Source organism: Duganella guangzhouensis (assembly GCF_009674535.1).
GTDB lineage: Bacteria > Pseudomonadota > Gammaproteobacteria > Burkholderiales > Burkholderiaceae_D > Rugamonas > Rugamonas guangzhouensis.
In genome coordinates this window covers 46,768-64,503 of record NZ_WKJK01000001.1, presented here as the reverse complement: position 1 = coordinate 64,503, position 17,736 = coordinate 46,768, and the positions used below count along the sequence as shown (strand labels likewise).

At 56.7% G+C, this 17,736-nt stretch carries 18 protein-coding genes; 8 read left to right on the top strand and 10 right to left on the bottom strand.

The window, feature by feature from the left end:
• Positions 1 to 19: 19 nt before the first annotated feature.
• The 6 genes from arsH to GJ699_RS00235 all read right to left on the bottom strand — a co-directional run bounded on the left by arsH (position 20) and on the right by GJ699_RS00235 (position 3,859).
• Complete coding sequence (gene arsH / locus GJ699_RS00260; RefSeq protein ID WP_154371984.1) at positions 20 to 736, bottom strand: arsenical resistance protein ArsH; 717 nt, start codon at positions 734 to 736, stop codon at positions 20 to 22.
• A complete protein-coding gene (gene arsC, locus GJ699_RS00255) occupies positions 729 to 1,157 on the bottom strand; it encodes an arsenate reductase (glutaredoxin) (protein ID WP_154371975.1) in 429 nt (142 codons plus the stop codon). The genes arsH and arsC overlap by 8 nt, the downstream gene beginning before the upstream one ends.
• A 10-nt stretch (positions 1,158 to 1,167) precedes the next feature.
• Positions 1,168 to 2,448, bottom strand: coding sequence for an arsenic transporter (locus GJ699_RS00250; protein ID WP_371867400.1), 1,281 nt, complete (start codon positions 2,446 to 2,448; stop codon positions 1,168 to 1,170).
• Positions 2,449 to 2,520: 72 nt separating this feature from the next.
• Positions 2,521 to 2,997, bottom strand: a complete 477-nt coding sequence (locus tag GJ699_RS00245; RefSeq protein ID WP_154371973.1) for an arsenate reductase ArsC — start codon at positions 2,995 to 2,997, stop codon at positions 2,521 to 2,523.
• A gap of 17 nt (positions 2,998 to 3,014) precedes the next feature.
• Complete coding sequence (locus tag GJ699_RS00240; protein ID WP_154371971.1) at positions 3,015 to 3,515, bottom strand: arsenate reductase ArsC; 501 nt, start codon at positions 3,513 to 3,515, stop codon at positions 3,015 to 3,017.
• A gap of 14 nt (positions 3,516 to 3,529) precedes the next feature.
• Positions 3,530 to 3,859 carry an ArsR/SmtB family transcription factor gene (locus tag GJ699_RS00235; RefSeq protein WP_154371969.1) on the bottom strand — a complete coding sequence of 110 codons (330 nt, stop codon included), beginning with the start codon at positions 3,857 to 3,859 and terminating at the stop codon, positions 3,530 to 3,532.
• Between the two features lie 113 nt (positions 3,860 to 3,972).
• Between GJ699_RS00235 and GJ699_RS00230 the strand changes: the two genes are divergently transcribed.
• The 7 genes from GJ699_RS00230 to GJ699_RS00200 all read left to right on the top strand — a co-directional run bounded on the left by GJ699_RS00230 (position 3,973) and on the right by GJ699_RS00200 (position 13,062).
• Positions 3,973 to 5,178 carry an MFS transporter gene (locus tag GJ699_RS00230; protein WP_154371967.1) on the top strand — a complete coding sequence of 402 codons (1,206 nt, stop codon included), beginning with the start codon at positions 3,973 to 3,975 and terminating at the stop codon, positions 5,176 to 5,178.
• Positions 5,179 to 5,331: 153 nt separating this feature from the next.
• Complete coding sequence (locus GJ699_RS00225; protein WP_154371965.1) at positions 5,332 to 5,727, top strand: hypothetical protein; 396 nt, start codon at positions 5,332 to 5,334, stop codon at positions 5,725 to 5,727.
• 75 nt (positions 5,728 to 5,802) lie between these two features.
• The gene (locus tag GJ699_RS00220; RefSeq protein ID WP_154371963.1) at positions 5,803 to 7,134 is read left to right on the top strand and encodes a TolC family protein; all 1,332 of its coding nucleotides are present in this window, start codon (positions 5,803 to 5,805) and stop codon (positions 7,132 to 7,134) included.
• A complete protein-coding gene (locus tag GJ699_RS00215; protein WP_154371961.1) occupies positions 7,131 to 8,693 on the top strand; it encodes an efflux RND transporter periplasmic adaptor subunit in 1,563 nt (520 codons plus the stop codon). Before GJ699_RS00220 ends, GJ699_RS00215 begins: the two co-directional genes overlap by 4 nt.
• Positions 8,690 to 11,851, top strand: coding sequence for an efflux RND transporter permease subunit (locus tag GJ699_RS00210; RefSeq protein ID WP_154371959.1), 3,162 nt, complete (start codon positions 8,690 to 8,692; stop codon positions 11,849 to 11,851). The genes GJ699_RS00215 and GJ699_RS00210 overlap by 4 nt, the downstream gene beginning before the upstream one ends.
• Positions 11,848 to 12,219, top strand: coding sequence for a hypothetical protein (locus tag GJ699_RS00205; RefSeq protein WP_154371957.1), 372 nt, complete (start codon positions 11,848 to 11,850; stop codon positions 12,217 to 12,219). The genes GJ699_RS00210 and GJ699_RS00205 overlap by 4 nt, the downstream gene beginning before the upstream one ends.
• Positions 12,220 to 12,711: 492 nt before the next feature.
• The gene (locus tag GJ699_RS00200; protein ID WP_154371955.1) at positions 12,712 to 13,062 is read left to right on the top strand and encodes a copper-binding protein; all 351 of its coding nucleotides are present in this window, start codon (positions 12,712 to 12,714) and stop codon (positions 13,060 to 13,062) included.
• 114 nt (positions 13,063 to 13,176) lie between these two features.
• On the opposite strand, the gene GJ699_RS00195 is transcribed toward GJ699_RS00200, so the two are convergent.
• The gene (locus GJ699_RS00195) at positions 13,177 to 13,419 is read right to left on the bottom strand and encodes a hypothetical protein (protein WP_195763415.1); all 243 of its coding nucleotides are present in this window, start codon (positions 13,417 to 13,419) and stop codon (positions 13,177 to 13,179) included.
• Between the two features lie 571 nt (positions 13,420 to 13,990).
• Here GJ699_RS00195 and GJ699_RS00190 point away from each other — a divergent pair.
• Positions 13,991 to 14,764 carry a hypothetical protein gene (locus GJ699_RS00190; protein ID WP_154371952.1) on the top strand — a complete coding sequence of 258 codons (774 nt, stop codon included), beginning with the start codon at positions 13,991 to 13,993 and terminating at the stop codon, positions 14,762 to 14,764.
• Positions 14,765 to 14,902: 138 nt separating this feature from the next.
• On the opposite strand, the gene GJ699_RS00185 is transcribed toward GJ699_RS00190, so the two are convergent.
• The 3 genes from GJ699_RS00185 to GJ699_RS00175 form a co-directional block, all read right to left on the bottom strand.
• Positions 14,903 to 15,322: a hypothetical protein gene (locus tag GJ699_RS00185; protein ID WP_154371950.1), complete on the bottom strand. Its 420-nt coding sequence runs from the start codon at positions 15,320 to 15,322 to the stop codon at positions 14,903 to 14,905.
• 193 nt (positions 15,323 to 15,515) lie between these two features.
• Positions 15,516 to 16,058: a hypothetical protein gene (locus GJ699_RS00180; protein ID WP_154371948.1), complete on the bottom strand. Its 543-nt coding sequence runs from the start codon at positions 16,056 to 16,058 to the stop codon at positions 15,516 to 15,518.
• A gap of 19 nt (positions 16,059 to 16,077) precedes the next feature.
• Entirely contained in the window at positions 16,078 to 17,727 is a 1,650-nt protein-coding gene (locus GJ699_RS00175) for a UvrD-helicase domain-containing protein (RefSeq protein ID WP_154371946.1), read from the bottom strand.
• Positions 17,728 to 17,736: the final 9 nt, after the last annotated feature.

Genomic DNA, 17,736 nt, shown 5'->3' with positions numbered 1-17,736 from the left:
GCCGCTTCAACTTTATCGCTCATATTTTTTGGATCGTCTGGGTAATCGCTTTCATCGAACGCTCATTGCGTTCGCTGTAACGGTTTGTGAGGTAGTCAGCCCGACCACGCAGTAGCAGTGTCATCTTGAACAACTCCTCCATGACGTCGACCACACGATCATAGTAGCCCGACTGGCGCATTCGGCCGGTCTCGTCGAATTCCTTGTACGCCATCGGCACTGAAGACTGGTTCGGGATCGTGAACATGCGCATCCAGCGGCCCAGTAGACGTAGAGTGTTGACTACGTTGAACGACTGTGAGCCGCCGCACACCTGCATAACTGCCAGCGTGCGTCCCTGACTTGGACGAATCGCCCCCATTTCCAGTGGAATCCAATCGATCTGGTTTTTCATCACGGCAGTGACCGTGCCGTGCCGCTCTGGGCTGCACCATACCTGACCTTCCGACCACAGGCATAGCTCACGCAGCTCGACTACCTTCGGATGATCCTCGGGCACGCTACCGACCATCGGCAGCTCCATTGGATTGAATATCTTCACCTCGGCGCCGAAGTGTTCAAGGATGCGGGCGGCTTCTTCAGTGAGATAGCGGCTGAACGAGCGATCACGCAGGGAACCATACAGCATCAGAATGCGCGGAGGATGGTTCATGTCACCGACTTGGGCAAGTTTGTCCACGGTCGGCACATCAAGCTGCGATGGATTGATGTTGGGCAGGTCGACAATTTTATCCATGCTTGATGCGCGCTCCGTTTTCGTCAACAACGCGTTCGCCATCCTCTTTGGTGAACGCTCCGCGCTGTGGCTGCGGCAGAATGTCCAGGACCAGTTCCGATGGCCGGCACAGCCGAGTCCCCAGTGGCGTTACCACGAATGGACGGTTGATCAGGATGGGATGCACCACCATCGTCTCGATCAACTGTTGGTGCGTCACAGACGGCGAATCGAGGCCCAGCTCCAGATACGGTGTGCCTTTCTGGCGAATGGCTTCACGAATTGTCAGGCCAGCGGCCTTGATCAAATCCACAAGCGTGGTCGCAGTCGGTGGGGTCGTCAGGTATTCGATAATGGTAGGCTCGATACCGGCGTTTCGAATCATCGCCAGCGTATTGCGGGATGTGCCGCAATCCGGGTTATGGTAAATCGTCACGGACATGAAACTCTCCTTATGCCAGGCGCACGGCAAGTGCGGCCAGCGTGATTGCAAGCACCGGCAGGGTCAGGACCACGCCAACGCGGAAATAATAGCCCCAGGATATCTGGATGTCTTTGCTGGCCAGCACGTGCAGCCAAAGCAGTGTTGCCAGACTGCCGATCGGTGTAATCTTTGGACCGAGATCGCTGCCGATCACGTTGGCATAGACCATCGCCTCGCGCACAACGCCTTGAGCGGTTGTGGCGTCGATCGACAGTGCGCCAACCAGTACAGTCGGCATATTGTTCATGATCGAAGACAGGATCGCGGTGATGAATCCTGTTCCCAGCGCGGCGCCCCACACGCCGTAATTGGCGCATTCATTGAGCAGAGCAGTGAGGTAGTCAGTCAGGCCGGCGTTGCGCAAGCCATAGACCACCAGGTACATCCCCAGCGAAAACACTACGACTTGCCAAGGTGCGTTGCCCAGGACTTCGCGCGTTGAAATCCTATGCCCCCGCGCCGCTACGATGAGCAGCAATGCCGCGCCGGCGGCGGCCACCGCACTGATCGGCACACCGACGTGCTCAAGCCAGAAGAAACCGACCAGCAACAAGCCAAGTACCCACCATCCGGTGATGAACGTCGCCCGATCATGAATCGCCTGTTCAGGCGCTTTCAGCTGTGCCAGGTCGTAATTGGCTGGAATGTCCTTGCGGAAGAACCACATCAGCGCCGTTAGCGTGGCGACCACCGCGACCAGGTCGACCGGCACCATGACGGCCGCATAACGGGCAAAGCCGATGTTGAAGTAATCCGCAGAGACGATGTTGACCAGGTTCGAAACCACTAGCGGCAGGCTGGAGGTATCCGCGATAAAACCTGCGGCCATGACGAACGCCAGCGTTGCCTTGGCAGAAAAGCGCAATGCGCGCAACATGGCGATCACAATCGGCGTCAAGATCAATGCGGCGCCATCATTGGCAAACAAGGCCGCCACAGCAGCACCGAGCAGGACCAGTAGCACGAACAGGCGCTGGCCGCTGCCTTTGCCCCAGCGAGCAACATGCAGCGCTGCCCATTCAAAGAAGCCAGCCTTGTCCAGCAGCAGGCTGATGATGATGACCGCAACGAACGTGCCAGTCGCATTCCAGACAATGTGCCAGACGACCGGGATATCGGAGGCGTGAATGACCCCGGCCAATAGCGCCACCAGGGCGCCGGCCGATGCACTCCAGCCGATGCCCAGGCCGCGCGGCTGCCAGATAACGAGAATCAGGGTAGCGAGGAAGATCAGAAATGCGGTGAGCACGGTTTGTCCTTGTATTTTGTCTCAACGTTGCAAGTAAGCCGACCGCGTGGACAGCTCAGAATCTTGGCGTGGTTACGCCAGGATGGTGCCAATTTTGTCCAACTCGGCTTTCAGTTTTGCCTTGTCGTCGAGATCGGTCATTGGCAACGCCAGGAACGCCTCAATCCGTGCACGGATGATGCCGTACGTCTTCTCAAAGGCTGCGGTGATTTCTTCCTCAGTGCCGACCACGTGGCCTGGATCATCAACGCCCCAGTGAGTGCGCAGCACCGGGCCTAGATAGGCGGGACAAGTCTCGCCGGCGGCGTTGCTGCAGACGGTGACCACGATATCCGGCATCACTGGAAGGTTGTCCCAAGATTTGCTGTAGTAGCCTTCGGTGGAAATGCCCTTGCTGGTCAGAAGGGAAACTGCGCGCGGGTGTAGCTGGCCAGCTGGCTGACTGCCGGCGCTGATCGCCTTCAGGCCGACCGGTGCCAGGTGGTTGAAGGTCGCTTCGGACAGAACCGAGCGGCAGGAGTTGCCGGTGCAGAGAAACAGGATATTCATGGTCTGTCAGGTCAGAATTAAACTTCGGTGGCGCCGATCGCCTGGATTTCACGCTGGATCGCATTTTTCTCCAGCATGTGTAAAGGCAGGCTGACGAAGATGTTCATACGAGCCATGATCTGGCGGAAAATGCGATTGAAAGCAGCGCGCTTTTCTTCGTCGGTACCGTTAACGGCAGCAGGATCTTCGAAGCCCCAATGTGCCGACAGCGGGTGGCCGGGCCAGTACGGGCAGGTTTCGCCAGCTGCGTTGTCGCAAACCGTGAAAATGAAATCCATGTGCGGTGCATCCGGAACGCCGAACTCGTCCCAGCTCTTGCTGCGCAGGTCGCTGATCGGATAGCCGGTATGTGCGATCTGCTCAATCGCCAACGGGTTGACGGCACCCGCCGGATGGCTGCCGGCAGAGTAGCCCTTGAAGCGCCCCTTGCCCATCGTCGTCACCAGCGCTTCGGCCATGATGCTGCGCGCCGAGTTGCCGGTGCAGAGGAACAGTACGTTGTAGACTTTCTCTTGCATGTGATTTCTCCAGTTCAGGTAGGCGATTGGTTGGTGTCGCAACCCAAGGGGCCACAAGGAATACCGCCGCAGCAGTTCTCAGTCAGGTAACCGATCAGGCCGTTCATGACGGCGATATCGGCCGAATAGATGATGAAACGGCCCTCGCTGCGCGAAGTGATCAGCTTTGCGTGCGTCAGCTCCTTCAAGTGAAACGACAACGATGAAGGCGCGATATCGAGCTGCTCGGCTATCTTCGTAGCAGCCATCCCCTCTGGGCCGACCTGGACCAGCAGGCGGAAAATGGCCAGCCGACTTTCCTGTGCGATGGCCGCCAGAGCGGCTAAAACTTCCTTGGTGTCCATGGTCAATACTTTCATAATTCAATAAGCATTGAACTATAATACCTCATAAGCTGCGACACTTCAAAGAATATCGAATTAAATTGACAGCTTGATGACACCGGAAGGAACACCGCATGCACCGTCCCTGGCACACCGTCGGCATCCTCGCCTTCACCCAAATCACTTCGTGGGGATCGCTCTACTATGCGTTCAGCATCCTGGCCCCCAGTATTGGGCATGACCTCGCTTTGCGAGAGGAATTGGTGTACGGGGCCTTTTCGTGGAGTCTGCTGGTAGCTGGCCTGGTCGCAGCACCGACGGGCATGATATTGGATCGGTTCGGCGGGCAGTGGGTCATGGCCATCGGGTCGGCGCTTTGCGGCGCCGGGCTGATCTGGCTGAGCCACGTCACTGACGTCGTGTCCTATTACGCGGCGTGGACGCTACTCGGAGTGGCGATGTCGCTGACGCTGTACGAAGCCGCCTTCGCTACAATCAACCGCAAATTTGCACTTGGTAGCCGGCAGGCGATATCGACGCTCACACTGTTCGCCGGATTCGCGAGCACGATATTTTGGCCGCTGACGTTAAAGCTTAGTGTAATGCTCGGATGGCGGGACACGTATTTCTGGTTCGGGATGGTGCAGCTGCTCATCTGTCTGCCGCTACACCTGATGCTGGGCCGCGATGCACCGGACGCACATGGGCCGCATTCGGTCCCAGAGCACAGCCACACCCTGGCAGGGGCACTGCGCCATCCTGCGTTCTGGAAATTGGCGATGGCGTTCTCCGCCAACATGTTCATTTTCTCGGCTCTTTCCGTACACTTGATCCCGCTCCTGAAGGACTTCGGCCACACTGTCGCCATGGCGGTGCTGATGTCGACGCTGATCGGCCCGATGCAGGTCGTTGGCCGCATTTGCGAGAAAACCTTTGCCAAGGATGCGACGCCGCAAACGGTTGGGAAATTTACTTTCGCTGCGTTGCCGGCCGCCATTGTGGCACTACTGATATACGGCAGCCAAGCCTGGTCGGTCGCGTTATTCTGCATCCTGTATGGCCTGAGCAATGGCATCCTGACGATCGTGCGCGGAACCATTCCTCAAGCGATGTTCGGACGCAAGAACTACGGGGCCATTTCAGGTGCGATGTCTGGGCCTTCGCTACTCGCTAAGGCGGCCGGTCCCTTGGTTGCGGCCGCCATTTTGCGCGCCTATCCCAGCCCGGGAATCTTTCTCTTCTTCCTGTTGTGCGTGTCGCTGATCTCCTTGGCATTTTATTTGGGAGCGGTAAAGATCAGGGACAAGGGAACTTCGCAAGTTTCCCGCATGGAGCAATAGCACTGCCAGCTGCCTGGGACCTATCTGCAGTACAGAAAATGTAGCGGAACGGACGGAAGAAAGCTCAATCCACTGCCCGGTAAGCGAACAGCCATGCGCCTATTATTGACCGCTTCGGTATAGACTGATGAGTTGTGCTAACATCTGCTGACCATGAAACTGTCACAACCTACACGCGCGATCGCGGCCATCATTATGCTGTTCAGCTTGCTGTTTGCTCAGCTGGCTGTTTCTGCATATGCCTGCCCGATGTCGGATAAGGCGCAGACGGTAGAGTCGGTCGGCATGGCAGGTATGCCTGGTTGCACCGACATGAGCATGGACAAGAGCAGCCCCGCTCTTTGCGCCGCACACTGCGACAATGGCCACCAATCAGCAGATACCTCTGGCACACCGACCGTCCAGCCATTCATCGCATGCAGCCTTGAAGTTGTGCTTCCGCGTATCGAACGCTCCTTTATCTCTCTTTCTTCCGCACTTGAATCTGTCCCGCTGACGCGCACCACGGCCCCCCCCTTAGCCATCCAGCACTGCTGTTTCCGAATTTAATCCTCCAGAGCACGTAGTTCGTCACCGCGTCGCCACCCAGGCACGTGGTGTTGTCCATCGCATTCTGGAGATATCATGCCATCCCCGTTTTTCGCGCATTCCAATGCGCGAGCTATCCGTTTTCGGAGCATACCGAAGGCTACGCTCGCGCTCTCGTTTTTCGCCGCTGCTCATGGCGCACTGGCGACGCCTCAGCCGCTGACACTCGGTGAGGCCCAGCAGCGGGCCGTCACCCGCTCGCGCCAGTTGGGCGTCCAAGATCAGGCAATCACTGCCGCCAATGAGATGGCGGTCGCCGCCGCCCAACGCCCCGATCCGGTGCTGAAGATAGGCATCGACAATTTACCTGTCAGCGGATCAGAACGCCTTAGTCTAGGCAGTGACTTCATGACCATGCGCCGCATCGGCGTGTCCCAGGAGCTAACGCGCGCAGACAAGTTGCACTGGCGTTCCGCTCGTTATCAGATAGAAGGCGATAAAGCTCTAGCGCAAAAGGACATGGCGCTGGCGGCCATTCAGCGCGATGCAGCCGTCGCCTGGCTGGAGGTTTTTTACACAGAGCAAATGGCCAGCGTTGTTTCCACCCAAGCGACTATATCTCGTCAGGAGATCGAAGCCGCTGAAGCAGCCTACCGTGGTGGGCGTGGCACTTCGGCCGATATTCTCGCGGCCCGATCTGCATTGCTTGCGCTAGATGACCGCACCAGCGAAGTTCAGCGTCGCCAGCGCGTTGCCCACACAATGTTGTCCCGCTGGACGGGCGAAGAGACTTCGGTAGCTGGCGGGCCGGATATCGATCATATTCGCCTGGATCCAGCCTCGCTCGACACAGATCTCGCTCATCACCCGGAGATTGCAGTCCTCAACAAGCAGGAGGACATCGCTCAAGCCGACGCCAATTTAGCGCGTGCAAATCAGCACACCGACTGGAGTGTCGAAGTCGCGTTCCAGCAGCGCGGGTCTGCCTATTCGAACATGGTGTCGGTCGGTCTTTCGGTGCCGCTACAGTGGGATAGAAAAAACCGACAGGACCGTGACCTGACCGCCAAGCTCGCCCTGGTTGAACAGGCGAAGGCCGAGCGTGACGAGATGCTGCGCGAGCATGTTGCCGAGACCCGCAGCAAGATCATCGCCTGGCAGAGCGGCCGAGAGCGGATTGCCCGCTACACGCGTGAATCGCTGCCACTGGCTACCGAGCGCAGGCAGGCAGTGCTGGCCGCCTATCGAGGGGGGAAAGCAACTCTGGCCGACGTATTGGCCGCGCGGCGCGGCGAGGTTGAGATTCACCTGCAAGCGCTGGAAGTTGAACTGGACACCGCGCGCGTGTGGGCACAACTGAATTTCCTCTTTCCCGAGGGCGGAACCGCACAGCACTCCGCGACCACTAACGACCAGGAATCCAAATGAAGAACAAGAACATTCTCGCAGCCATCGCCGCCATCGCTGTCGTGGGGGGAGGATATGGCGCCTACCGGTTTGGGGTACATCAAGGCATGCAGTCCACGTCAGACAACGGCGCCACTGCGCAAGTTGCAAGTGACACGGGCAAGAAACCGTTGTACTGGCATGATCCAATGGTACCTGGTCAGAAGTTCGACAAACCCGGTAAGTCGCCATTCATGGACATGCAGCTTGTGCCGGTCTATGCCGGGGCTGATGGCGACGACGGATCCATCGCCATCAGCCCTCGCGTCCAACAGAACCTGGGCGTTCGTACCGCGATTGTTACAGCTGGTCGGCTGCCGTCCGGTGTCGTTGCGGTCGGTAGCGTCGCGTACAACGACCGCGACGTGGCGCTGGTGCAGGCCCGCAGCAACGGGTTTATTGAGCGCCTGTATGTTCGCGCCGCACTCGATCCCGTCAAACGCGGACAGCCGCTGGCCGATTTGTACGTTCCTGACTGGATCGCGGCGCAGGAGGAATACCTCGCGGCCCGCCGTATGCAAGGCGGTGACACCGCATCGCTGGTCGATGGTGCCCGACAGCGCATGCGCCTGGCCGGTATGACGGACGCTCAGATTCAGCTTGTCGAATCGAGCGGGAAGGTTCATCCGCGTATCACTATCTCCGCGCCCATCAACGGCGTGGTCGCGGAGCTGGGCGCTCGTGAGGGAATGACCGTGGTGTTGGGTGCGCCACTGTTTCGCATCAACGGCCTGTCCACTGTCTGGGTGAACGCTGACGTGCCGGAGAATGTTGCGGTCAAGGTCCGCCCTGGAGATGCGGTCGAAGCGCGCTCGCCGGCGATACCGGGCAGTGTCTTCAAAGGCAAGGTCGGCGCGGTACTGCCGGAGGTGGACACTGCCACACGCACGCTGAAAGCCCGGATTGAGCTGGCGAACCCTGGAGGACAATTAGTCCCGGGCATGTTCGCTACTATTACCTTCGCATCGAGCCGTGGCGCCGAGGTGTTACTTGTGCCGTCCGAGGCGGTGATCCAGACCGGTACGCGCAGCGTCGTAATACTGGCGCAGGATGGTGGTAAGTTTCAACCGGTCGATGTCGAACTCGGTGGCGAAAGCAATGGCCAGACCGAGATTCTCAAGGGCCTGAACGTCGGGCAAAAAATTGTCCTGTCGGGCCAGTTCCTGCTCGATTCCGAAGCTAGTCTGAAGGGAACCACAACCCGCATGGGCGACGTCCAGCCTCCCGGATCTGCTCCAGAGGCGCCGCTCCATCACGGTCAGGGCAAAGTGGAACGTATCGGCAAGGACGAAGTCACGATTTCCCATGGCCCGATCTCCACCTTGCAGTGGGGGGCGATGACGATGGGATTCAAGACGGCGCCGTCGGGGCCGCCGCGCAATGTCGGCGTCGGCGACCGAGTGGCATTCGACATCAAGCGACGTGACGACGGCGCCTTTGAGATTGTCGCCATTTCGCCGGTCGCGGATGTTCCCGTCACCAATGACAAGGCCATAGGCGGCATGAAGATGCGTACGGCGCCGACGGGAGCGACAAAATGATCGCGAAATTGATTCGCTGGTCGATTAGCAACCGTTTCCTGGTCCTGCTGGCCACGTTGTTCATCGCTGGATGGGGAGTCTGGTCGTTGACGCGCACGCCGCTGGACGCGATCCCGGACTTGTCCGATGTACAGGTGATTATTCGCACGACCTATCCAGGCCAGGCGCCGCAGATCGTCGAGAATCAGGTGACTTATCCGCTAACCACCACCATGCTGTCGGTGCCCGGCGCGAAGACGGTGCGCGGCTATTCCTTCTTCGGCGACTCCTTCGTCTACATCCTGTTCGAGGACGGTACCGATCCCTACTGGGCCAGGTCGCGCGTGCTCGAATACCTGAACCAAGTGCAATCGCGCCTACCGGTGCAGGCGAAGACAGCGCTCGGTCCAGACGCAACCGGGGTGGGCTGGATCTATGAGTACGCACTAGTCGACCGGAGCGGCAAGTTAGACCTCTCTCAGCTCAGGGCCTTTCAGGACTGGTTCCTGAAATTCGAACTGAAGACGGTTCCGAATGTCTCCGAGGTGGCCAGTGTTGGTGGCATGGCGCGTCAATACCAGATCGTGCTTGATCCCGATAAACTGCGCGCCTATTCAATTCCGCACGGCAAGGTGATTGAGGCCGTCCAGCGCGCCAATCAGGAAAGCGGCGGCTCCGTGATGGAGTTGGGCGAGGCAGAGTACATGGTGCGTGCGTCCGGCTATTTACAATCGCTCGACGATTTCCGGAAAATTCCGCTGATGACCACGGATGCTGGGGTGTCGGTACGCCTGAGCGATGTGGCGCGGGTCGAGCTAGGACCGGAGATGCGGCGTGGTATCGCGGAACTGAACGGTGAAGGCGAAGTCGCCGGCGGCGTGATCATCATGCGCTCCGGGAAGAACGCGCTGGAAACCATCGAAGCGGTCAAGGCCAAACTCGCCAAACTGAAATCGAGTCTGCCGGCCGGTGTCGAAATCGTACCAGTGTATGACCGTTCCAATCTGATCAAGCGCGCGGTCGAAAATCTTGAACACAAGCTGATTGAGGAGTTCATCGTCGTCGCGGTAGTCTGTGCGATCTTCCTGTTCCATATCCGCTCGGCGCTGGTGGCTATCGTATCGCTGCCTTTGGGGATATTGATCGCATACATCGTGATGTTCTACCAGGGTGTGAACGCCAACATCATGTCCTTGGGCGGCATCGCGATCGCCATTGGAGCCATGGTGGATGCCGCAGTCGTGATGATTGAGAACGCCCACAAGCATATCGAGGCGTGGAATCACGCCCATCCTGGCCAGAAGCTGTCCGGCGACGCCCAGTGGACGGTGATCGGTGATGCGGCGGCCGAAGTCGGCCCGGCGCTGTTCTTTTCGCTGCTGATCATCGTACTGTCCTTCATTCCCGTATTTACACTTCAGGCGCAGGAAGGCCGTCTGTTCGCGCCGCTGGCATTTACCAAGACCTATGCGATGGCGGCGGCAGCCGGTTTGGCGGTCACATTGATTCCGGTGTTGATGGGCTACCTGATCCGAGGGCACATCCCGGACGAACAGAAAAACCCATTGAACCGATGGTTGATCGCTCTTTATCGGCCTTTACTGGAAATTGTGCTGCGCCGTCCAAAGACCACACTGGTCGCGGCGGCCATGATTGCGCTGGCAACGATCTGGCCGTTGTCGCGCCTGGGCGGTGAATTCCTTCCGCCATTGGACGAGGGGGATCTTTTATACATGCCGTCGGCTCTGCCTGGCATCGGCGCAGGTAAAGTCGCGCAGCTGCTACAGCAGACAGACCGCTTGATCAAAACTGTGCCTGAAGTCCAAACTGTCTTCGGCAAGGCAGGCCGGGCCGAGTCCGCCACCGATCCGGCACCCCTGGAGATGTTTGAAACGACTATCCAGTTCAAGCCACGCGACCAATGGCGACCGGGCATGACCACCGATAAGCTGGTCGAAGAACTGGACCGCATCGTCAAGGTGCCTGGACTGTCCAATATCTGGGTGCCGCCGATCCGCAACCGCCTTGACATGCTGGCCACTGGTATCAAGAGCCCGGTCGGCGTTAAGGTGGCCGGCGCGAGCCTGCAGGAGATCGACCGTATCACCGGAGAGATTGAGCGGGTCGTAAAGCATGTGCCGGGTGTGTCGTCTGCCCTCGCCGAACGACTTAACGGAGGGCGTTACGTCGATATCCATATTGACCGCGACGCGGCGGCGCGTTATGGCCTGAACATCGCCGACGTGCAGAGCATCGTATCGAGCGCCATCGGCGGCGATAACGTCGGAGAAACGGTCGAGGGCCTGCAGCGCTTTCCGATCAACGTACGTTACCCACGCGAGGTACGCGATTCTGTCGAAAAATTGCGTGAGCTGCCGGTGCTGACCGAGCGCGGCGTGCAGATTCGGCTCGGCGACGTGGCCACGATTCGGATTGAAGACGGTCCACCTATGCTCAAAAGTGAGAACGCACGGTTGTCGGGCTGGGTGTACGTCGATATCCGGGGCCGGGACCTCAGTTCTGCAGTACATGAGATGCAACAGCTAGTCGCCAAGGAGGTGGCTCTTCCCGCCGGCTACTCGGTGTCCTGGTCAGGTCAATTTGAGTACCTGGAGCGCGCGACTGCCAAACTCAAGGTCGTCGTACCCATGACCTTGCTCATCATCTTCGTGCTGTTGTACCTGACCTTCAAGCGCGCGGACGAAGCGGCACTGATCATGGCGACGCTACCGTTCGCGCTCGCGGGAGGTATCTGGCTACTTTGGGTGTTGGGACATAACCTGTCGGTCGCCAGCGGAGTTGGTTTCATCGCCTTGGCCGGCGTATCGGCCGAGTTTGGTGTGATTATGTTGCTGTACCTGAAGCACGCGTGGGAAGCCCGTCTCACAAGGGGAGCTACAGACGAAGCCGACCTACTTGACGCCATACGCGAAGGTGCCGTGCAGCGTGTACGGCCGAAGGCCATGACGGTCGCTGTGATCATCACCGGCCTGGTCCCGGTCATGATTGGATCCGGTACCGGCTCCGAAGTCATGCAGCGTATCGCAGCGCCGATGGTGGGCGGCATGATCACTGCGCCTCTGCTGTCGATGTTTGTCGTGCCGGCGGTGTATTTACTGATACGGCGCAGGTCCAACCGCGCCACAGCCGCATCGACATCAGGGAGCGATCGTCTATGAAACGCATCGCCACTTCATCCCGGATGAAGCGCATGGTGCTGTGGCTCCAATGTGTCCTCCTGCTTTGTAGCCTGCAACTGCCCGGCATATCCCAGAGCTTGCCGTTGCAGATGGAAATGCCGGTGGCAGCCTCCATGGAGGCACTGCCAACAAAAGCGCCAGCAGTGGACTGTAAGTCTTTCTCCTTTTGCTGTATTGCGCCACCAGTCACTGTGCGCGCGATTGGCACGCCAGAGCGCTCGAATACCGTCTGCGGGGCCGACGCTTGGCAAAGGGAGCCGAACGGCCATGCTGCGGTTGCAATTTCGCGGCCCATCGCGTCACCGTCGGTGACGCTGCGCGTACTTTACTGCTGTTGGCGCAATTAGATTAAGGATATGCCTGCCGATCCATTGAGATTTGGATCGTAGGCTCGCCATACGCAACTGATAGCTTCCCCTTGGACTGCGATACCAGAGTATCCGCTGGCAACGCAGAGCATTGCCTCCTGCTCATAGACTTTTCTGTTGGCAGCTGGCCCAGTACATCAATTGATTCTTGTGTTCAGCACCCACGCGTGATGCTGAACGCATACTTAATTTTTAGGAGTTCTCCATGAACACGTTTTTTATCCGATTAATCTCCGTCGGCACCGCCATTGTGTTGACAGCCTGCTCCAGTATCGAGGGACCGCGACCGAACATCCTTCCCCTCGATCATGGCCCGCACGCTCAGGCTACGCCCTGGCAGAACCAGCAACGCTTAATGCACGCTGAGCAGCACGCAAAGGCTGTAAGCCAAGAGCCGACGTTGAAGCCTAACGCCTGACGGCCGACCTCGTTGTGGTTGGTCCATAGTTCTCACTATTAAAAGGAAATTCCATGAAAGTTACTACCGCACTGTCAATCGTTCTCGCATTACCAATCGCTGGCGCAGCCTACGGCCAAATGGATGCCATGCAGGACATGGGACACCACGGCATGAACATGCCAGCTCCGGCCGCTGCCGCAGTGATGACGCATCAGGCCGCGGCGATGGTGAAGGCCGTCGATCCCGCAAAAGGTCGCGTGACGTTGGCCCACGACGCCATCAAAACCTTGAATTGGCCGGCAATGACGATGGCCTTTTCTGTGAAGGACAGGAGCCTGCTAGATAAGCTTGTAGTTGGCAAGCAGGTCCAGGTTACATTGAAACAGGAAGGTACTGACTTCGTTGTTGTCGCAGTGAAGTAAGGAGCTAGAGGATGGGCGTTTGCTCAGGATAGCGAGCCACGCCCATTTATCGCTATCTGCGGCCGCCATGGCCAAACACGAGTTGGCGATTCGGGTAGGTTCGCAACACCTCCATTACTGGATGACGACCGAATTGTTAAACTGCATGGGCAGCCCCATTAGCATCGCGCCAAAGAATGCTTGCGCGCTATCACAGGTTAAATTGGCCATTTTGGGGGAGCTACCAATTCCAATGACCAGGAATTGCCCTTTGCGGCTGCCGCGAAGATTGACGGCATCGCGGCACGCCTTCAACGCGCAAAGCGTCCGGTTTCCTTCCTCGGTGCCTATCCATGCATCGATGTCTTTGATCAGCACGGCTATCAATGCCAACCAAGTTTTCAGCTTACGCCTCCTGCATCAACGATGACTGCTTGCGGTAGCTGCAATGATGAAAGACGAGGACTTGTTGTCTGTGGTGCCGGTGCCAACGGCACCACAGACAACTTCGACTCCCATGCGAAGTGTATTATCAAGCCTGAGTTCAAGCGGTCAGCGTATGGGGCGAAGGACAGCCCACCAGGGCCACATTGGTGCAGGTGTTAGATCAGGCGCTGAGCGGATCGGCCTCCCTAAAATATTTGCTCGGACTTGCTAGGCATGTCGTCAATGGTCGGGAATTGATCTTCTGGAGCAAGCTTCGCCTCTTTCCTCCACTCCCTTAGTAGTCCAATGATGCCTCTTAACCTGGCCACAAAGGCATCATGCCTTCTTCTCTGAAGGGTGTGCCGTCGCTTCAATCGACGATTGTTCATGACGCTCATCCAATTATTGGGCTACGCAAATAAGGTTCTAACTCATCTGACACATGATGTCAGGCCGGTTCTGCGCTACTATAGGTCTACCGAAACACCCTAAAGATTTTCATGACAAAAGGATCTGTCATAAGATGAACTTCCCGTTGGGCCATCGCCCGCTTGGAAAACGCCCCAATGTACGTCGAGAGGCTTCTCGGGTAAAGCGGAATCCGCTCGAACCGTGGTTCACTGCAATGCAATTTGATTTGGATCCAGTTGCTAGTAGTGACGTTTCGCGCTATCTAGATGCATACAAGCTGTACTACCTCTCGGTCCGCCGATACCTCACAAACATGTCCATTGTGGCTCGCTACATGAGCTCAGCTTACTACGCTCGCAAGTACCGCCGAAAATACTCCCCACCTGAGAAGGCTATCGCAGAGAAGTATCGCGAGGTTGCGCCATACACGGAGCTGGAAATAATAAACTGTCTAATCCATGCAAGAATCCTGTTGGACCGGGTGACATCCTTATCAAGCCATTTTTTGCGAGTCGGCAACCGGCCAAGCTTCAAATCGTTTAACGATCACAAGAGGTTTTTCAAAAAGCTAACAGCGCCATATGGCGATCACGAACCTTACGCGGAACACATCAGAGATGAAACCGCCTGGTTCGAAATGCCGCTGAAGGCAGTGCGGGACGATTTCGTTGTACACTCAGCGCCAAAGCACATGAGATTCGTCGCTCTTCCTAATGATTTCGAAGTGGAATTACTGATTCTACGTGCCGATGGAATCCCGCCCGAAAAGCCTTTTGCGAACGCCACTCCGATCAGGGTGAATATACTTCGAATGAGCTATGACATTGAAAAATTCCTGCAGTGGTATTGCAATTACGCCATATCCAAGCAGCCATCAAAATGCTGAAAAGCCATAATCAACTCTTACGGGCGGCCCGCTTCTTCTCCTAGCAGTCTGACAAACTATATCAAGCTAAGCATGATCCAGTCCGCGTAAAGGTCAGAGTCTATTTTACGTAGACAGCATGGGCGGTCCAGTGCCTTGTCAGGCAAAGTGTGTTCCGTGCTCATTTCTAGCTGCGCGTAGCAAGTCCTCCGCCCTATCCATTACTGCCCACGGGGCAATGGCAAACTCCTTCCCATCTTTTATTTGACCGATCCATCCATTTGGAAAAAAGAACCAAGCCGCAATTGCCCACGCATCTTTAGCACTGAAGCAGGCTAGAACATCTTTGATTACTGGATACGGCGAATGCTGCGCATCAAACTGAAATTGAGGGTACAGAGTAATCTGTCCATCCACACAAAATATCCGCTTTTCTCGCAACCACCCTGAGAGCAATTCAGCACCGTCTTTTTCTGCGGTTGTAAGCATTCGACTTAGCTCATCGTGCGTGTACCATGTAAGCCCACGCAACAGCTTCTCGATAGTTCTTTGACGCGCTTCTTTCTCAAATTCGTCCATCGTTCCGGAGGCTCCAGTGGTACGGTTGGCTGCTGGTATTTGCACTTAGGCTTCGTTACGATGACATGAGTAAAATAGGCCGTCAATCGAAGTTTGGTGCCGTCCATAGAGACAAATGTGCCATCTTTAGAGAGCGCAACTTCAGCTTCAGTTTGATCTTCCACACCTTGTTGCAGGCCAGCTTCCAAAGTTTTTATTGCCGCTGACTACTCCGGTAAAAATATTGGATAAGTTCAGACAGATCTGTTCCAGCCCCACCTTTTATACTTCCATTCTCTTTCCCCAAGTCCTCAAGAACACGATGTAACGGAATGAGGTCCACACCGTGGCTAGCGATTAAGTCTAGCTCCGATTGTTCTCGAACCACTGCATGAACCAGAACATACTTCCAATTCAGTCCGGGCCACGCCTGGTCACGTGCCGCTCGTTTAGCCGCCGACAGAAATTTCTTCTCGACCCATGCCGCAACCGCAGGTTCGAGCTGCTCCAATTGACGCGCCTTCATACTGGTCTTGGTTTTCGCAAAGCCCTCCAATGACTTCGCCGGCAATGGCGTGATGTATCCAATCGGCCTAAAGCTAGCTTGCACTTCCACATGCCAGGCTTCCAACGCACTCCCCCCAGGGCGAACACCAAGTAAGTCGAGCTCTCCAACGCCATGCTTGAGCCCACGTACGGTAAAGAAGCCCTTACGATTTAGCCACTCATCAACCAATGATTCCGCCAGTAGCGCCATCAGGTCATCCAGGAAGAAATTAGAGCTGCATCGGCACAAGCCCAACGGCGGTAGCCTGAGGCACCAACCGCTCATAGGACGCTAACGGAACTGCCAGCCAAAAGATGTCACGAGCACGTGTAAGGGCAACGTAGCCAATACGGCCGTTTTCCGTGGCAGTCCCTGCAATCAAGCCCCTTGCGTGCTGTTCCGTAGCTACGTAAAGAACAGCGCCGATGCTTTCACCTTTTACCTGATGCACCGTGTCGACGCGCACACCATGGCGTGGCTCTACTAAGGGGCTGTCCTCTAGATCGCGTGCAGTTACACGCCGGCCGATATCAGCGAACGTAAATCCAAGCGCACCAAGGTCACCTAACAAGTTCCGTAGATTTTGCTGCAGAGCAGGCAACCACTGTGTCCTTGCATTCAGGTGGCTGTGTGGGAGGCCAGCATCATGGTCACAGACAAACATCCAGATCTTCGCTCGGACGCTTCTGCCCAAGTCGGTATGGGCCTCTTCAACAAATGCCTTAAACCTTGGGAATGGCGGATCAAGGAAAGCTCCAACGACGCCCACGCATTCTTTGTATGCGAGGTGATACTCGTTTGCTAGACGATGATCGACCGCCTTCACAAGCGCCTTAACTATGCCTGAACCACGATTGCTAGTGCCGCCGCGAACCTGAGCGACAAGGCTATGTGCACGGCAGATTACGGCAACGTCATCAGTCGCATAGCCGATAGCGTTCACGACACCATGGAAGCGATCAAGGATAGCCCTGGGTAGCGCAGGATCATAACCAACTAAGAAGGCACCACAATGAGTCTGTAGCGCTCCGCGCGCAGCGACATCGTTACGGCCCGTTAGTTGGTTGGCGCACGCCACGATTTGCGGTACCGAACGAAAATTCGTTCTCAAGGAATAGTGGCCAACCTCAGCTGCTTGAACAAACTCCTGCAGGTACTGCCCTTCACCTCCATTAAAGCCAAAGATTGCTTGAGCCGGGTCACCGATCAACGTCACACGCATCCCACTTTGCCGAAGAAGCTGGATTAACGCCCAATCCATCGAACCGATATCCTGCGCCTCATCTACAAGCACATGCGGGTACCGCGTAACCAACAGAGGGACTAAAAACGGCAGCGCAATTAAGGTGCGATGCACCCAGTACCGCGCAATGTCATAGGTATAGGCACCCACGGCTCCAATCCGTTCAATCACGTCTTGAGCAATCGCCCAAGGAACCCTTTGATTATCTAGAAAAGCCTGAAATTCCGCTCCGTGTCTACGGATCTTCAAATTGGTAATTGGGTGTGACCTCTCCCCATAGAAAACGTTAAAGCCGGCTAAAAACGGTTCCTCCCCCAGCACCAAGAAGGGGGCCACCGCACATCTCATTACGTGGGCGGCGTACGGCATGATTACATAGTGCGTGAAAAACGAATCGAAGGTTTGTACGGTAACACGACTCGCATCTGCGTTCTGTGCGACCAGTCCTCGACGGAAGGTGTTAACAGCCACATTGGAGAACGACAGTAAAGCTACTTTCTGTCGGACTGGTATACGTTCTAGAACAGCGAGGACGCGCGCAATTGCTGTTTTCGTTTTTCCACTCCCAGCGCCCGCTACTACTGAAAGATCAACTAGCGGAGCGTTGACAACGGCATCTTGGTCTTCAAGGGACATAGGGGCTCG

Bases quoted from the DNA above. Each gene is read 5' to 3' on its own strand.
- arsH (WP_154371984.1), bottom strand. From the start codon at position 736: ATGGATAAAATTGTCGACCTGCCCAACATCAATCCATCGCAGCTTGAT.
- arsC (WP_154371975.1), bottom strand. From the start codon at position 1,157: ATGTCCGTGACGATTTACCATAACCCGGATTGCGGCACATCCCGCAAT.
- GJ699_RS00245 (WP_154371973.1), bottom strand. From the start codon at position 2,997: ATGAATATCCTGTTTCTCTGCACCGGCAACTCCTGCCGCTCGGTTCTG.
- GJ699_RS00240 (WP_154371971.1), bottom strand. From the start codon at position 3,515: ATGCAAGAGAAAGTCTACAACGTACTGTTCCTCTGCACCGGCAACTCG.
- GJ699_RS00235 (WP_154371969.1), bottom strand. From the start codon at position 3,859: ATGGACACCAAGGAAGTTTTAGCCGCTCTGGCGGCCATCGCACAGGAA.
- GJ699_RS00230 (WP_154371967.1), top strand. From the start codon at position 3,973: ATGCACCGTCCCTGGCACACCGTCGGCATCCTCGCCTTCACCCAAATC.
- GJ699_RS00225 (WP_154371965.1), top strand. From the start codon at position 5,332: ATGAAACTGTCACAACCTACACGCGCGATCGCGGCCATCATTATGCTG.
- GJ699_RS00220 (WP_154371963.1), top strand. From the start codon at position 5,803: ATGCCATCCCCGTTTTTCGCGCATTCCAATGCGCGAGCTATCCGTTTT.
- GJ699_RS00215 (WP_154371961.1), top strand. From the start codon at position 7,131: ATGAAGAACAAGAACATTCTCGCAGCCATCGCCGCCATCGCTGTCGTG.
- GJ699_RS00210 (WP_154371959.1), top strand. From the start codon at position 8,690: ATGATCGCGAAATTGATTCGCTGGTCGATTAGCAACCGTTTCCTGGTC.
- GJ699_RS00205 (WP_154371957.1), top strand. From the start codon at position 11,848: ATGAAACGCATCGCCACTTCATCCCGGATGAAGCGCATGGTGCTGTGG.
- GJ699_RS00200 (WP_154371955.1), top strand. From the start codon at position 12,712: ATGAAAGTTACTACCGCACTGTCAATCGTTCTCGCATTACCAATCGCT.
- GJ699_RS00190 (WP_154371952.1), top strand. From the start codon at position 13,991: ATGAACTTCCCGTTGGGCCATCGCCCGCTTGGAAAACGCCCCAATGTA.
- GJ699_RS00185 (WP_154371950.1), bottom strand. From the start codon at position 15,322: ATGGACGAATTTGAGAAAGAAGCGCGTCAAAGAACTATCGAGAAGCTG.
- GJ699_RS00180 (WP_154371948.1), bottom strand. From the start codon at position 16,058: ATGGCGCTACTGGCGGAATCATTGGTTGATGAGTGGCTAAATCGTAAG.
- GJ699_RS00175 (WP_154371946.1), bottom strand. From the start codon at position 17,727: ATGTCCCTTGAAGACCAAGATGCCGTTGTCAACGCTCCGCTAGTTGAT.